Annotated in this window: 15 protein-coding genes; 2 read left to right on the forward strand and 13 right to left on the reverse strand. The window is 49.7% G+C overall.

Annotated features, from left to right (window positions below):
• Positions 1–10 precede the first annotated feature (10 nt).
• The 10 genes from B2X65_RS10845 to B2X65_RS10890 form a co-directional block, all read right to left on the reverse strand.
• Positions 11–1,528, reverse strand: coding sequence for a hypothetical protein (locus B2X65_RS10845; RefSeq protein ID WP_290612546.1), 1,518 nt, complete (start codon positions 1,526–1,528; stop codon positions 11–13).
• A gap of 10 nt (positions 1,529–1,538) precedes the next feature.
• Positions 1,539–2,774, reverse strand: a complete 1,236-nt coding sequence (locus B2X65_RS10850; RefSeq protein ID WP_290612547.1) for an ABC transporter permease — start codon at positions 2,772–2,774, stop codon at positions 1,539–1,541.
• 4 nt (positions 2,775–2,778) lie between these two features.
• Positions 2,779–3,981, reverse strand: coding sequence for an efflux RND transporter periplasmic adaptor subunit (locus B2X65_RS10855; protein WP_290612548.1), 1,203 nt, complete (start codon positions 3,979–3,981; stop codon positions 2,779–2,781).
• The gene (locus B2X65_RS10860; protein ID WP_290612549.1) at positions 3,971–5,002 is read right to left on the reverse strand and encodes an HlyD family secretion protein; all 1,032 of its coding nucleotides are present in this window, start codon (positions 5,000–5,002) and stop codon (positions 3,971–3,973) included. The genes B2X65_RS10855 and B2X65_RS10860 overlap by 11 nt, the downstream gene beginning before the upstream one ends.
• Positions 4,999–5,982, reverse strand: coding sequence for an HlyD family secretion protein (locus tag B2X65_RS10865; RefSeq protein WP_290612550.1), 984 nt, complete (start codon positions 5,980–5,982; stop codon positions 4,999–5,001). Before B2X65_RS10865 ends, B2X65_RS10860 begins: the two co-directional genes overlap by 4 nt.
• Positions 5,958–6,650, reverse strand: a complete 693-nt coding sequence (locus tag B2X65_RS10870) for an ABC transporter ATP-binding protein (protein WP_290612551.1) — start codon at positions 6,648–6,650, stop codon at positions 5,958–5,960. The genes B2X65_RS10865 and B2X65_RS10870 overlap by 25 nt, the downstream gene beginning before the upstream one ends.
• Positions 6,651–6,796: 146 nt before the next feature.
• On the reverse strand, positions 6,797–7,999 hold the full coding sequence (gene mtnK, locus B2X65_RS10875; RefSeq protein ID WP_290612552.1) for an S-methyl-5-thioribose kinase: 1,203 nt from the start codon (positions 7,997–7,999) through the stop codon (positions 6,797–6,799).
• A 234-nt stretch (positions 8,000–8,233) separates the two neighbouring features.
• Positions 8,234–8,758 (reverse strand): hypothetical protein, encoded by a 525-nt coding sequence (locus tag B2X65_RS10880; RefSeq protein ID WP_290612553.1) that lies wholly within the window; start codon positions 8,756–8,758, stop codon positions 8,234–8,236.
• A 198-nt stretch (positions 8,759–8,956) separates the two neighbouring features.
• On the reverse strand, positions 8,957–9,844 hold the full coding sequence (locus tag B2X65_RS10885) for a LysR substrate-binding domain-containing protein (RefSeq protein ID WP_290612554.1): 888 nt from the start codon (positions 9,842–9,844) through the stop codon (positions 8,957–8,959).
• A 248-nt stretch (positions 9,845–10,092) separates the two neighbouring features.
• Complete coding sequence (locus tag B2X65_RS10890) at positions 10,093–10,731, reverse strand: methylthioribulose 1-phosphate dehydratase (protein ID WP_290612555.1); 639 nt, start codon at positions 10,729–10,731, stop codon at positions 10,093–10,095.
• Between the two features lie 353 nt (positions 10,732–11,084).
• On the opposite strand from B2X65_RS10890, the gene B2X65_RS10895 reads away from it, so the two are divergent.
• Both B2X65_RS10895 and deoA read left to right on the forward strand, forming a co-directional pair.
• The gene (locus B2X65_RS10895) at positions 11,085–11,516 is read left to right on the forward strand and encodes a cytidine deaminase (protein WP_290612556.1); all 432 of its coding nucleotides are present in this window, start codon (positions 11,085–11,087) and stop codon (positions 11,514–11,516) included.
• Positions 11,517–11,518: 2 nt separating this feature from the next.
• Positions 11,519–12,835, forward strand: a complete 1,317-nt coding sequence (deoA, locus tag B2X65_RS10900; protein WP_290612557.1) for a thymidine phosphorylase — start codon at positions 11,519–11,521, stop codon at positions 12,833–12,835.
• 70 nt (positions 12,836–12,905) lie between these two features.
• Here deoA and B2X65_RS10905 read toward each other — a convergent pair whose 3' ends face one another.
• The 3 genes from B2X65_RS10905 to trxA all read right to left on the reverse strand — a co-directional run bounded on the left by B2X65_RS10905 (position 12,906) and on the right by trxA (position 16,066).
• Complete coding sequence (locus B2X65_RS10905) at positions 12,906–14,201, reverse strand: NAD(P)/FAD-dependent oxidoreductase (RefSeq protein WP_290612558.1); 1,296 nt, start codon at positions 14,199–14,201, stop codon at positions 12,906–12,908.
• Positions 14,202–14,282: 81 nt separating this feature from the next.
• Positions 14,283–15,548, reverse strand: a complete 1,266-nt coding sequence (gene rho / locus B2X65_RS10910) for a transcription termination factor Rho (protein ID WP_290612559.1) — start codon at positions 15,546–15,548, stop codon at positions 14,283–14,285.
• Positions 15,549–15,739: 191 nt separating this feature from the next.
• Positions 15,740–16,066 carry a thioredoxin TrxA gene (gene trxA / locus B2X65_RS10915; RefSeq protein ID WP_290612560.1) on the reverse strand — a complete coding sequence of 109 codons (327 nt, stop codon included), beginning with the start codon at positions 16,064–16,066 and terminating at the stop codon, positions 15,740–15,742.
• Positions 16,067–16,080 lie beyond the last annotated feature (14 nt).

Genomic DNA, 16,080 nt, shown 5'->3' on the forward strand with positions numbered 1-16,080 from the left:
CGCATGGCTGTTAGTAATCTTTTAACGCTGTTTTTAACTCTTTACCAACCTGGTAACCCATAGCAATAGCCTTATCGATATTAGCCATTCCAGCGTCTTTGTCACCATCAATAATTTGTTGTGCCCCAAACCAGGCCAGCGAACTGGGATCTTGCTGCTGTGCTAAATAGGCCAGCCAGCCACTATGTTCCAGACTACGGTTCCGTTGCGAAGCTAAATAGCCATTTTCGGCAGCCATTTGCTGCCAAAACCAAGCTCTGCTGCTCACCGGCACTGACTGAACATAGGTTAATAGAGCATCACCATAATCAGGCCCGACAAATTGGGGTTTTGACAAAACATAATTACCAGCAGGCAGTCCTTTATCAAACGAGCGACTCAGCAGATCTTCAGTTTTGAGGTTGCTGTTTTTAAGCCAATTTACCTTCGTTACTTTACCGTCAGCATCAAGTGTTATATTGGCCTCGCCTCTAAATTCCGGATATCTGGCAATCATTGCAAAAGATTGGTTCAGCACTGAAAAATCTGGCTGAGTTGGTTGCATTTGAGAATCTCTTAGCAGATCGAACTCATGATTGCTTTGTCCCTCAGCAAGAGAAAGTAAACGGGCCAGCTGGAACTGTGCCGCGGGCATGCCCTGAGTTGCATTTTGCCATAGGTCATTTTGCAGCATAAGTTCATTAAACTTTTCTACATTGACGCCCGGTTGAAAACTACTGCTAACGGTCATGCCGGTAATAGTCGCTTTAGAACTCGCGCTATAACGATTTTTGCTGACAGCACTGAGAACCGATTTTTCAAAATAGTCTTCTGGCATGGCGTCAATCAGTTCTGTGACCAGCACTTTACCTTCACGGCTTATCAGGCTGCGGGTTGTAACATAACCAAATAACTGGTCTTTCGTCACGCGCCTGCCAAATTTCACCTTACCGCGCTCAAGCAGGTACCGCTCTGAATGACCTTTGTCAAGATGAGGCTGAACTGGCAACGTTGCAGCCAGCTGAGCAGCTTGAGCTCTGGCTTGATTTTGCTGATGTTCGGTTAACGCTAACTCAATTTTCTGCACCGCAGTGGCGTTGCTAACGTCATCATAAAGTTCGGCCAGGTAAAAGTATGTCAGCGCGGTTATGTTATTTGCCGGCTGTCCTTGTCCCAACTCAGCCATCGAGGCTAATGCTGCCATAGCATAGGTATTTCCATAATGAACTAAATGACGGAATTGCTGCTCAGCAGAGCGGTAATCGCCGACATGGTATGCAGAAATAGCGCTTAACCAGTTGATATCAGGGGCAGGAGTATTATCTTGCGGTAATTGCTGACGCAGCAAGATCAGTAAACTGTTTACCGGAGCCGTTTTGTCGTTTAATCCCATCTGTTGTAAGACTGAGCCGAAGTCCTGATCGGGCAGGCCAAGATTGCCGGGCAGTTGCATCGTCTGCATCGGAGCTGGTTCCGGCATATTGCTCTGCGCTATTACGCTACTGGCGCACAGTGCGGTGAGCCAGAATATAGATTTAATGTTTTTCATAGTGTCGGTATTACTCACTTTGTAATGCAGTTATCGGATCCAGTTCAGAAGCTTTAATGGCCGGATACACGCCAAAGGCTACGCCGATTAGAGCGCAAATGCTGAATGATAAGCCAATGGCCAGTAGTGACCAGCTAACCGCCCAGTCGGAATAAAAAGCGATAAGCTCTGACAGTAATATGCCAAATACGATACCTAATAAGCCTCCGAGGATAGCAATGGCAAAGCTTTCGGCCACAAACTGAATTTTAATATCCTGGCGGGTAGCGCCGATAGCCCGCAACAGGCCAATTTCCTTAGTGCGCTCCAACACTGTGGCCAACATGATATTCATAATGCCAATGCCACCGACCAGCAGTGAAATACCGGCTACGCATGACATGACAATATTAAAGATTTGCTGAGTTTGTTTTTGCTGGGCCAGCAAAGCCGCCGGCACAATTATGTTGTAGTCATCAATGTCGTTGTGGCGTTGCTTTAATAAAAAATCGAGAGCGCGGGCGCTTAAGGCATTATTGGCATCTTCATCCAGCTGCAGCCGGAATGACGTAAGCTCGGCAGTTAACGGCTCAGCTTTAAAGCGGGTTTGCGCGGTATTTAATGGCATAAACAGCTGGTTTTGTTCACCGCCCAGTTTAATCCCCTGAAATTCATTACTACCGGCATAGGGTTCGGCCAGCACCCCGACCACCTGCAGCCAGACATGGTTAACTTTTACAGGTTTACCCAGTGCATCGCCCTCAGGAAATAAACTTTGTGCCACCCGGGCACCTAAAATGGCCACCTGTGCCGCGTAGCGGTTTTCCTGTTCGGTAAAGTTGCGACCGGAGACAAACTGCAGTTTGCTTAATGCCATATAGCTGGGTGATACCCCAAGCGCTATACCATCGCTTTTGCCGGTATGGCTGTATATGCCGTGGGTATCCAGGGTGCGTTCAGCACTGTATGAGATAACGCCCGGAATAGTCGCTACGGCCGCATCAATGTCGCTTTGGTTCAGACCAAGCGAGTGCTTGCGCTGCTCTTGCAGGGTTTTTTCGTCAAACTTGCGGCCTTCGACAATTAGATTGCGCAGGCCCATGGTTTCAATGGTTTTTAATGCTTCCCGTTCAGCGCCCTCGCCGATATTCAGCATTGCAATCACGGCGCCGACGCCGAAGATCATGCCCAGCAGGGTTAGGAAAGTGCGTAATTTGTGCTGGGCCAGCTCGGCCAGGGTGTCTTTAATCAGTGGCGTATGTTTCATGGCTTCAGCTTTCCGGATTAATAAGAGCAATTTCATCGCCGGCGGCGATACCACTGCTGATTTCAGCATGGCTGAGGCTTTTAGTGCCCAGGCTAATCGGTTGTTTGACGAAAGCGCTGCCGACACGTTTATAAACATACAGCTGTTGTTGTTCACTGAAAATCGCTTGCAGCGGTACTTTTAATACCTGCGGTTTTTCGTTTACCCAAAGGGTGGCAGTGGCTTTAATGCCGGGCATAAAATTCGGGTCTTGCTTATCGGGGGCAACAATCACCTCAATGTATTTGCGTGGGTCGCGCCGCTCGCGTGATTGTGCAATTGCGCCGACAGAAACAATCTTTCCGTTCAGTACGGCATCGGGCCAGGCGGCTAGATAAAACGTCACCCGCTGTTCTGCTGCCAGCCCGATGGCTTCTTGCTCGATAACCTGTAACTTCAGGTGCTGCAGGCTAAGATCGGGAATGCTGCCAATTTTAGAGCCCGGAAACACCATGCCGCCGACTTCTGGCTTTTCGCCGCGCCAGTTGGTGTCGAACAGCAAAATTCCAGCGTGTGGCGCTTTCACTTCCAGCGCCGCCAATCCACTTTCGGCCTGTTCCAACAAACTCTTTTGCTGGCCGCGTTGCAGCTGCAACAATTCTAACTCACCGCTGCTACGCTGGCTGAAGCTTTGCTCCTGCCAGCCCAGATACTCTTGCTTCTCGCCGAGGTATTCTTTATTTTGCATTGAATCGAGAATTTCCAGCTTGGAACGAATTTGCACATCGTCAATACTGAATTGATCGGCAAAATTAAACTCCTGTGCTATCAGGGTTTGATCCAGCCCCAGCGCCTGTTGCTCATTGTTCTGCTCGGCCAGTTTTTGCTGCTCGTCGGCCAGCACGCTGTTCAGGCTGGAGCTGGCTTTTCGTTGTGACCTGACTAACTGGGTGGCATCAAAGGTCACTACCACGTCGCCGGGTTCAACTCTGCTGTATTCACGCGCCAGGCTGGCAATAAAGCGCGGACCCTGCACATTGCGCGGGGCATTAATAGTGACCGAATTAACGGCAAATAACTCACCTTCAGTTTGCACCTTATGCACCAGGGTGTCGCGGGCTACCTTGTAAACCGGTACCTGCAACTCGGGTTCAGCACAGCCAGATAAACCGAGCAGGCCAAGGGTGAGGGTGGCGGGCAACAGCTGCCGGTAAAACTTAGTTTGCATGGTGCTCTCCTTGCAGGTTGCCCAGGCTGATATTAAGACGGGCAGACATGCCAGGGCGCATCAGCTCGGTATCCAGATTGGTCAGGCTGACGCTGGCATCGACGACCCGGCGCAGATTGTCGTTAGATTTATCGCGCACTGCATTACCCAAGCTTTGTAGTACGCCGTTAAAACGTCGCTCCGGATAAGCATCCAGCGTTACTTCAACCGTTAACCCCGGCTGCAGCTGTTTTAAATCTATTTCGTCAATTTCGGCTTTAATATATAAGCTGTCGAGCTGGCTGACTTCAGCCACTGGCTGGCCAAACTGGGCACTGTCGCCAACCGAAAACTTCTCGCCGTCAAAACCCATGCTATACACCATAACCCCGGCAAAGGGCGCTTTTACCTGCATACTGGCTATATTGCGTTGCAACTGACTGACTTCGGACTGCAAGCGACTGACTTTGGCCAGCAGCATTTGCTCTTCGGCCTGACGCTGTTGCTGATGACTGGCGAGCCTCGCCTGCGCCAGTTGGTATTGATTGTCAGCGATGGTAAAGTCAATTTGGGCTTTACGCCGATCATTGGCAGAACGTGACTGATCTACAATCTCGGCTTTACGCTGCTCGCGATCATATTCCATTTTCCGCTCGGCCAGCGTCAGCTTCAGCTCTTCGAACGTTTGCTCGTCGCTGCGCAGGCGGTTGGCCAGCTCCTGTTCGGCACTTTTCAGTTCAATAGTTTTATTATTCAGCTCGTCGGTCAGTCGCTGACCATCGAAAGCCACCACCACGGCCCCCTCAGGCAACATGCTGCTTTCTGGCGCCAATTGCTTAATATTGTATTGCCACATGTTACTGACACTGGGAGGCGAGGCTTTAAAAGAATTAGCAGCGGTTAACTCGCCGGTGGCCCTGACGTGGCTGGAAAAAACTGGCGCAGCGCTGCTACTGTTTTCCTGCTGGCAAGCGTTTAGCAGCAGCGCCGTACTTAACACGGCAAGGCTTTTAACGATAGAAAGGGTTTTAAGGTTTTTCATGGTTGGGCTACCTCAATCAGCATGCCCATACCCAGCATCGGACTGGCGAGCGGCAATTTGGCAGTGCTAAAGGATGCTTTGTAGTACAGGGCATTACCCCAACTCTGGCGTTTCTCGCCCTGGTTGGCTAGCTCAGTGAGGGTAATGGCAAAAGGTTGATCCGGGGCGATATCAAAACGCGCCTGCAGGGCAGCGGCCGTTTGCAAGCGCGGTAAATCCGTTTCGTGCACCCAGGCTTCAATATACAAATTGTCTTTGCGGTTCAACTCGGCAATGACCCAGCCCGGCTGCGCGGTAACTCCGGCATATATTTTGGTGCCGTACCAGGGGTGGTTGCCATAACTGATATTGCCATCCTGGGTTGCATAAACACTCATCCGGCTGAGCAGGTCTTCTGCATCGGTCAGCTCGGCCTGGGTTTGCGCAATAAGTAACTGTTGCTTTGTCAAGGCAGCCTCAGCGGTTATCCGGGCCACGGCGAATTGCTCAGCCGCCTTACTGGCCTCGGTACGGGCGCGCTTTTGCTCCAGCTGATATTGCTCGTAGTCGTACAGGCTTAAATTTTCTTTGGGTACGCCAGCATCGATTCCTGCTTTCTCCAGCAGCAGCTGCCGCCGATTCAGCTCATATTCTGCTTCCATCACGCTTTGCTTATGCTCACTTGTCAGCTGATTTAGCCGCTCTTCATGGTTAACTACGCTGCTTTTCAGTTGCTCAATCTGGGCCTGGGTATTGCCGGCATCAAAAACGGCAATAAGATCGCCGGTTGTAACCGGTTCGCTCTCGCTTTGCAGCCATTGCACCTGAACCCGCCAGTTATCACTCATCGGCGCGACCACGCTCTGGCGGTCAGCCGACTGCAAGGTGCCGGTAAGCAGCAAAGGCAACGGATTGTCGCCTGGGGTGCCTGCAGCGCTGAATGCACTGAAACTTAGCGGGCTTAAGGCCAGCAATATTACGCTGAACGTGCGTTGGAACATGAGCTGTCCTCCGTTATCTGACCATCGCGCATCCTGATCACCCGGCCGGCATACGCCGCGATTTCATCTTCGTGGGTTACCATGACGATGGTATTGCCTTGCTGATGTAAGTCGCACAGCAGCTGCATAATCTCTTTGGAGGTTTTGCTATCCAGGTTACCGGTAGGTTCATCGGCAAAAATAACTTTAGGCCGGTTAACCAAGGCCCGGGCAATTGCCACCCGCTGGCGCTGACCACCAGACATTTCATGTGGTTTATGGTCTTTGCGATGGCCCAGCCCCACCTGATCCAGCAAATTGTTGGCGCGCTCGATGGCCTGCTCCGGCGCAATATCGGTATAACGTAATGGCAAAGCCACATTCTGGGCGGCGGTAAGCCTGGGTAACAGATGAAATGACTGAAAAATAAAGCCAATATGCTGGTTACGCATCGCCGACAGGCTGACATCATCTAACTGGCCAATAACCTGGCCAGCCAGCTGATACTGGCCGGCGCTTGGGGTGTCAAGGCAGCCAAGTATATTCATCAGAGTCGACTTGCCTGAACCGGAACTGCCCATCACGGCAACAAATTCGTTTTCAGCAATGCTCAGACTAACATCACGCAGCGCCTGCACCTGACTGTCGCCAGCGCCAAAGTTTTTATAAAGGCCTTTCGCCGTAATCATCTGGTTAACCTGTTTGTGGTTAGAATCGCTCCAGTTTGCCACAAGCTAAAGTACCCTGACAGCCGGTTATAGCTGTCGGGGTTGATTAATTGTAAGCAGATGTAATATTCGTCAGGCAGGCTTTAGGCAAAGGTTAAAGCCGGTTCTCAGTCAGCCTGCTGATAACGCACTAAGTTAAGTAACTGGTTGATATTATTTAACTCTGAACGCTGCATAATCAGTTCGCGTCCTAGTTTTAACGCATTGCGCTGGCACTGTGTCCGCAGCGCGGCATCGCTAATGCTGTCCAGATCTGCCACATGGGCCAGGCCCACGGTACGGCGGATCAATTCGCAGCCGGCATAACCAGCGGCATCGCTGAATACCTGCTGTAAAAAACGCTGCTGGTACAAGTTGTTTTCCAGCGCCGGGTCCTGGGTTTCCCGGTTCATCAGCTCGGTAAATGTCTCGCTAAACTGCAGCCATAATTGTTCCGCTTGCTCAAGCAAATACGCTTGCTGGCTGGCGCTATCTTCTGCGTCATGTAAGCCGGGGCTGGCTAAATAGTTAAGCAGTAAATTACCCAGTAAGGTGCCAACATCAAAACCTATCGGGCCAAAAAAACCAAATTCGGCGTCAATCACTTTGCAATTGTCACTGTTAATAAACACGCTGCCACTGTGTAAGTCGCCATGTAACAGTGCCTGGGGCTTACTCAGAAAGCTGGCTTTTAATGCGGCAACTTCGGCTTTTAACGCATCGTCATGCCACAATGTTTTTGCCTTTTCCAGGATAGATGGCTCAATAGTATTGCGCTCGTGATTACAGTACGGGTCGGTAAAAAATAAGTCTTCGCTAATCAGGCACAGTTCCGGATTTAAAAAGCGGGCGACTTCGGCCTTTTTATTTTCACTGCTTAGCACAAAGTCACTGGTATAAAACAGGGTGTTGGCCATATAGCTGGCCATTTGTGGCGCCAGATGGTTAAACTTTTTACCGTCGTTTAGCTCCGCCCGCAATATCCGGTAGTCGTCTAAATCTTCCATTAAAATGGCGCAGGCCACCGGGTCAAAATAGCGAACTTCAACGGTATGCTCGGGGCAAAACCGCCGGTGCATTTTCAGCACTTCAGCTTCAAGCCGGGCGCGGTCGGTGGTCAGTGGCCAACTTTCGCCAACAAAGCGGGCATAGGGCAGTGCCTGCTTAACTATGACCGAGGTACCTTTATCGTTCTCCACCCGGAATACCAGGTTTAAATCGCCATCAGCAAGCTCTTCTGCACTGAGCTTGCTGTGCTCACCAAACAGTTCACTATGTTCGTCGGCAAAGGCAATAGCGTCATCGGCATTAAAGGTTTTGTACTCACTCATCAGGCACACCGTTTATTAAAAAGATAAAAACAGGGCAGCATAATCGCAAACCCGCTAGTTATCTGCAACATGTTGCAAACAGCAAACCAGGAATAACTTATACAAAATTTAATGGCGTTGCGATTGGCAAAAAAAGCCCGGTTAAATTAACCGGGCAAAGGACGAGGGTAAAACGGGGTAAAACTTTTTACAGTTAAATCAGTTACAGTTAAAACAGGTTTCGCTTAAAACAGCTTATTCCGCGCTGTTATAGGCAATTTGATTGGTGTCAACGCCGTTAATATCGGCGGTTAAGCGTGCCAGGTTGTGCTGGTTAATATCGTTGTTTTGTAACGATACCGCGCGTTTAAAATCTTCCAGTGCGGCAACTTTATCGCTGGCCAGTACATGCATTACACCGCGGTTGCTGTAAGCCAGGGCGCGCATTTCACGCTTGGCATCAGCTGGCAGGGCGGCGGTGCTTTGCGCCAGGCTTACTGCTTTTGAACATGCGTTTTGCGCCTGGTCAATCTGGTTTAGGCGGCTGTACGCTACGCACAGGCTCATGTGTAATGAGAAGCTGTCTGCCTCAGCACCGCGATAGTTAGTCACTTCGCTGATGCCCTGCTGTAATTGACCTGCCTGAATGGTTGTCACGCCCGGGGTGTCTTCAATTAACACCATTTTGTAACCATCGCTCGCAGCAAAAGCGAGAAATGGACTTGAGGCCAGCACGCTCAGTGCCACGGCGGTAGCAAATTTTTTGGCTGTGAATGTCATGTCGTATTCTCCCTTGGTTTAAATTTGGGTCACCGGCCTTTCGTAGTGAAAGTTTTTGCGGCGACAGGGATACTTTAGCCAGTAGCAACTGGTCTGACAAACGAGATAAATCACACTGATAGGTTAAAAAAATTCACTTATGAATCGCTGCAAGCAGCGTAATGATTGTCATAAATCACGGGTATCGCTCAGCGAGCTTTAACTGACAGCTGGTTGAAAACTCTTTAATACCCAGTCAATTAGCAACTGAATTTCCGGCCGGTTGGCATCATCATCGTGCCGTACTAAATAATACCGATCGCGGCTAAGCAACTCTTGCCCGAACAACCTTACCAGGCTGCCACTGCTAAACCAGCTTTGGCTTATTGGCAATGGAATTAGCGCGACACCTAAACCCTGCTGTGCGGCGCGGGCGACGCTGAACATACTGTCGAGCTGAATAATTTGTTTTGGTTTAAAGTTATGGTAGCCAACGTGTTCAGCCCACTGATGCCAGGCATGTGGCCGCGCCTGATGCAGAATTAACGGGGTTTTCTCCAGTGCCCGGTAACTTTTGCCATGAACCTGCTCATACAACTTGGGGTTGCAGGCGGGTACATAGCTGATTGGGAATAAATCGTATGCCTGCATTTCCTCTGGCTTTTTGCCAGATAAAATAATCGATAAATCGGTGTATTTCGGGCTGTCTCGCCGCGACTTTACCGTTTCCAGTTTTAAGTTTATGTTGGGATATTGCGCTGACCAGCCAATTAACTTGGGTACAAACAGTTCGCTGGCAAAAAACTCCGGCATAGAAATGCTGACTTCCTGCATCCGCTCTACCTGACTGAACTGGGCAATGGTATCGGCCAGCTGGGCCAGCAGGGGCTGCACTTCCTGATAAAAGCGTTTTCCGGTTTCTGTTAAAGCAATAGCACGGGTTTTGCGCTCAAATAAGCTGAGGTTTAAATTATCTTCCAGCTGTTTTATCTGGTGGCTGACCGCTGACGGCGTTAAATACAGCTGCTTGGCGGTTTCTTTAAAACTTAAACACTCGGCGGCTACGCAAAAACAGCGCAAGCCACGAAGTGGGGTGTGAATAGTCATGTTTATATTACCTGGAGTCTGATGCAGACTAGTATATAAGACGTATTATACGAGCTTGTGATGACAATTTGGCTGCAAAAGTTAAACCACGTTTTTTAATAGGATAAATTGAAGTAAAATCAACAACATAGCTTTGGCGGCCGATTTCTTTCTAAAAGCGGATGCACCAGTTTGGCGCAGCGGAGATTGTAAATTAGCAATGTAGTGTCTTACTGTTTCTTTCAAGACCAAGTATAAGGCGCTAGAACTCACGGCAACCCTGCAATTTTAAAACGTTCCAGTTCGCAGTTCATAAGAAACTCCCAGCCTTCTAAATGTCTTTTTGCCTGCTCCAGACTATCACCCCAGACATAGAGACCATGACCACGTACCAGCAAGCCATATTGCAGCGGTTGTTTGTGCCAGCGCTGTTTAAGCTGAAGAGCCAACGCTGGGATATCCTGAGTGTTATCAAAAATAGCCAATGATAACAGCTGCTCATGGCTGCTGATGCCGCTGATGGACTTTTGCATTTCATAGCCGGTAAACAGGTAATGCTCCTGATTAATTAACCTGGAAAACACCGTAGCCTGTACTGAATGAGTATGCAGTACAGCTTTGGTCGCCGGGTTCAACTGATACAGCATTGCATGCAGCGCGGTTTCGGCCGAAGGCTTGACGCTGCAGCTAAGCTGCTGGCCTTGCCAGCTTACCGGCAACAAATCGTGCGGACTAAGCTCGCCTTTGTCTTTGCCCGATGCGGTGACCAGTGCACTGTTCTCGCCGCTACGGATAGAAAAGTTACCACCGGTTGCGGGTACCCACTGTCGACTGGCCACCCAGCGACCCAGGGCACACAAGGCGATGGCGTTGGGGTTAAGTTGATGTAACTGCGCAGCATTATTCATAAAAGCCTGTCATTCAATCTGCTATGAACCATCATGGTTGAAATCTAAACGTTTAAACATTTAGATGTCTATACGCAAAACTGGTTGAATGATAGCATTCGCTCTGGTTTTGGCAACTTTTTCTGAACACATGGCCATACACTCAAAACTCCCAACGTTGGGCAGCAGTAGTTTCAGCCAGATGAGTCAACTGACTGCTGAGCAACAAGCCATTAATTTATTTCAGGCTTTTCCGGCCCATTTAGATGCCGATGCTTTTACCCTTAATAACTAACAAATGATTAACCGACAGGCTTGACCTGCAGCCATTTCGCGGCAACACTGTACGGCCGTAATTTAGCAGGTTATCCCGCGTGACAGCAATTAATTGGGCAGCACTGAATGCTGCCGCCAAAGCGGCCTCTGAGCAGGCTTATGCTCCTTATAGTCAGTTTCCAGTGGGTGTGGCGGTTCAGGCCGAAAGTGGCCAGATTTATCATGGTTGCAACGTCGAAAACGCCTCCTATGGCGGCACCGTCTGTGCCGAGCGTAATGCCATTGCCGCAGCGGTAGTGGCCGGTGAGCGTAAATTTGTCGCCTTACTGGTGTATACCCCGCAGCTTAAGCTGACTCCGCCTTGTGGTATATGCCGCCAGGTTATTGCCGAATTCTTTATGCCAGGCGCACCCATTGCCAGCAGCAACCATTTAGGCCAGCAGCAAAGCTGGACCCTGCAACAGTTGCTACCTGATGCGTTTACCCCCACTTATCTGGCAGATAGCGAAAAAATCAGTAAGGACAGTTAACCATGGCTATTCCTCAGGAAATTATTAAAACCAAGCGCAACGGTAAGCCGTTAAGCCATGCCGATATTCGCCAGTTCGTTAAAGGTTTAACCGACGACAGCTTCAGCGATAGTCAGGCAGCGGCACTTGCAATGGCCATTTACTTAAATGGGATGGCAGTAAGTGAAATTGTTGAGCTGACCTTAGCCATGCGCGATTCGGGTACGGTGCTTAACTGGCAGGGGCGCGTAAATGGCCCGGTAGTAGATAAACACAGTACCGGTGGCGTCGGGGACAAAGTCACCCTGATGCTGGCACCAATGGTCGCGGCCTGTGGCGCCTTTATGCCTAGCATTGCCGGGCGCGGCCTGGGCCATACCGGCGGCACGGTGGATAAACTGGAGAGTATACCGGGCTATAGCTGTACCCAGAGTTTAAGCCGGATTGAGCAATTATTGCCGCAGCTGGGCTGCGTGATTGTTGGCCAGAGCAGTGAATTAGCGCCGGCAGACAGGCGCTTATACGGCATTCGTGATGTCACGGCCACGGTTGAGTCTATACCCCTGATTACGGCTTCTATTTTATCTAAAAAATTATCCGAAGGCCTCGATGCCCTGGTGATGGACGTGAAAGTAGGTAATGGCGCTATTATGGCCACAGCAAATGATGCCAGTGCCCTGGCCACCAGTATTGTTAACACTGCCACTGGTGCCGGTGTTGCCACCCGCGCTTTAATAACCGATATGAACCAGATTTTAGGCACAACGGCCGGTAATGCGCTGGAGGTGGTGGAAACGCTGGATTATTTAACCGGTAAATATCGCGAGCCTCGTTTACATCAACTGACACTGGAACTGGGCGCCAATATGCTAATGCTGGGTGGTCTGCATAACAATAAAGCTGCAGCGATTAGCGCGTTGGAGCAAAGCTTAAGTTCAGGCAAGGCAGCAGAAATATTCACTAAAATGGTCGCTGAATTGGGCGGCCCAGCCAATTTACTGGAAAAGCCACAGCAGTATTTAGCCAGCGCAGCCGTGGTGCAGGATATTGTTGCGCCGCAAAGTGGTTATTTGAGTTATCACAATACCGTTGGTATGGGCATGGCGGTGGTGCGTTTAGGTGGCGGTCGCTCACACCCTAGCCAGCAAATAGACCCGGCGGTGGGTTTCAGCCATATTCTGGCTAGTGGCAGCAAGGTTACGCAGGGCGACAGGCTGGCGACCGTACATGCTGCCAGTCGCGATGCGGCAGAAACCGCCCGTAACGAATACCTGCAGGCGCTGAGTATTACTGCTGATAGTCCAGCTATTACGGAGCTGGTGCATCATACGATCGGTTGAAAGTAGTGGTTAATAGTAACCCGGTGCTGGCAAAGGGCCTGTTAAAACAGGCCCGTTTAGCTAACAAGGGTTAGTGCAACTTAAGTCGCGGCCTGACAATACGATTGATGCGGGCAACCAGTGAAATAACCAGCATTTTAAGCCAGCCATGCAAGGCAACCTGATGCATCCGGTATAACGAAATATAAGCCAGCCTGGCAATCCGGCCTTCAATCATCATGGCGCCGCCCACCAGATTACCCATTAAGCTGCCCACGGTGCCAAACCGACTCAGCGAGATAAGTGAGCCATGATCTTTATACTGAAAGGTATGTAAGGGTTTCTGGTTAAGCGAAGCAATCAGGTTTTTAGCCACCAGACTGGCCATTTGATGGGCTGACTGGGCCCGGGGCGGCACCCATTTACCCTCTGCTAACGGACAGGCGGCACAATCGCCAATGACATAAATACATGGATCGCGACTACTTTGCAGGTTTGAATTGACCAATAGCTGATTAATGCGGTTAGTTTCCAGCCCTGCCAGCCCCTGCATAAAATCGGGGGCTTTTATCCCGGCAGCCCAAACCATCAGTTCTGCATCCAGCTGCTCATCGCCTAAGGTTAAACCCTGAGCAGTGGCCGCGGTGACCCGGGTATCAACCCGTACCTTGACTCCCAGCTTTAACAACTCTTTATGGGCGGCACTGGCAATACGCTCAGGCAACGCTGGTAAAATACGTGGCCCGGCTTCCACCAAATGAATATTCAAACGCTCCGAGCGTAGATCAGCGAAACCATATAAATTCAGCTCTGCTGCGGCATGATACAACTCGGCAGCAAGTTCCACGCCGGTTGCACCGCCACCAACAATCGCAATATTCAATTTATCTTTGGGGTGCTCAGGTGAGTTTAATTTCAGATAGGCATCGAGTAAACGGCGCTGAAAGCGATGCGCCTGCGCCGGACTGTCCAGAAAGATACAATGCTCGGCCACTCCCGGGGTATTAAAGTGATTGGATATACTGCCGATGGCTAACACCAGATAATCGTAGCTAAGCTCGCGCTCTGCCAGCAACTGCTCGCCATCTGCTGAGGCAATAGCTGCCAGGGTAATGGTGCGTTTTTCGCGATTGATTCCGGTAAACCTGCCCAATTGGAACTCAAAGTTGTGGCTGGCGGCATGTGCCCGGTAACTAAGCTGGTCAATTTCAACATCCAAAGTACCGGTCGCAACTTCATGCAGCAGCGGTTTCCAGATGTGGGTATGGTTACGGTCTACCAGCGTAATATGAGCGCGTTTTTTCCGGCCCAGTTTATTACCCAGCCGGGTTGCCAGCTCCAGGCCGCCGGCACCACCGCCAATGACCACGATGCGAGGGGGTGTCATTGTTTTTTCCTTTTGTTATTTGATAACCGGGTAGCGATTTACAGCTATAAAAAAACCGGCGCGAGGGCCGGTTTTGTTTATTTATGATTTTTGCCGTTTCATCGAATCGAAAAATTCATCATTGGTTTTGGTCATTGATAATTTATCGATTAAAAACTCCATGCAATCACTTTCGTCCATCGGATGCAGTATTTTGCGCAAGATCCACATTTTTTGCAGCTCTTCCGGCGACGCCAGCAGCTCTTCACGACGGGTGCCTGAACGATTGAAATCGATTGCCGGGAAAATACGGCGCTCTGCAATCTTCCGCGATAAATGCAGCTCCATGTTACCGGTGCCTTTAAACTCTTCGTAAATGACTTCGTCCATTTTTGAACCGGTATCAACCAGCGCGGTAGCAATAATGGTTAAGCTACCGCCTTCTTCGACGTTACGGGCGGCACCGAAAAAGCGCTTTGGTTTATGCAGCGCGTTCGCATCAACACCACCAGTCAGCACTTTACCAGAGCTTGGAATAACGGTGTTATAGGCACGGGCTAAACGTGTAATAGAGTCGAGCAGGATAATCACGTCTTTTTTATGTTCAACCAGCCGTTTGGCTTTTTCAATCACCATCTCAGCTACCTGAACATGGCGACTGGCTGGCTCATCAAAGGTTGACGCAATAACTTCGCCTTTTACCAGGCGCTGCATCTCCGTTACTTCTTCCGGCCGCTCGTCAATTAACAGTACCATCAATACACATTCAGGATGGTTGGCGGCAATTGACTGGGCAATATTTTGCAGCAAAATCGTTTTACCGGCTTTTGGTGGTGCGACAATTAAGCCACGCTGGCCACGGCCAATCGGCGAGGCTAAATCCAGCACCCGGGCGGTAATGTCTTCGCGGCTGCCGTTACCGCGTTCCATCCGCAGCCTTGAATTGGCATGCAGAGCGGTTAAGTTTTCAAATAAAATTTTATTGCGGGCTTGCTCTGGCCTGCCGAAGTTAACTTCATTAACTTTTAACAGGGCAAAGTAACGCTCACCTTCTTTCGGTGGCCGGATTAAACCGGAAATACTGTCACCGGTACGCAGGTTAAAGCGGCGGATCTGGCTGGGTGATACGTAAATATCATCCGGGCCAGCCAAATATGAGCTGTCAGACGAACGTAAGAAACCAAAACCATCTTGCAGAATCTCCAATACCCCTGCACCAAAAATCTCTTCACCATTCTTAGCGTGGGCTTTTAATATTGCGAAGATAATGTCTTGTTTGCGCAGGCGGGCCATGTTTTCCTGGCCCATAGACTCGGCCAAATCAACCAGTTCGCTAATTGGTTTCAGTTTCAGTTCTGTTAAATGCATAGTTTGATGGGTTCTTGTTGGTAAAAACAGAAAATGCTTATCAGCTCGATAACAAAGGTTTGGAAGTTGGTTTATTCGACAGACAAGCGTGGTTTAAGATATTTGCTTAGCCACACAATAGCAGCAGATGTTTGGCACGTCCAGCAGCGAACAGCAAAAAGGCGTACAAAAATACGCCTTTTTAGTCATTTTCAGATATTGCTATCTAAAAACTCTTTTAATTGGGTTTTTGATAGCGCGCCAACCTTGGTTGCGGCAACCTGACCGTTTTTAAATAGCAGTAAGGTTGGAATGCCACGAATACCAAATTTTGGTGGCGTATTCGGGTTCTGATCAATGTTTACTTTAGCAATACTGACTTTGCCGCTGTATTCCACTGCAACGTCTTCCAGAATAGGTGCGATCATTTTACAAGGGCCACACCATTCTGCCCAGAAGTCGACCAACACCGGCGCTTCGGCTTTTAAAACATCAGTTTCAAAACTGTCGTCAGAAACCTGTAAAATTTGTTCGCTCATCTATTTCTCCGTTC

Origin of the sequence: Arsukibacterium sp. UBA3155 (assembly GCA_002364615.1) — a bacterium.
GTDB lineage: Bacteria > Pseudomonadota > Gammaproteobacteria > Enterobacterales > Alteromonadaceae > Alishewanella.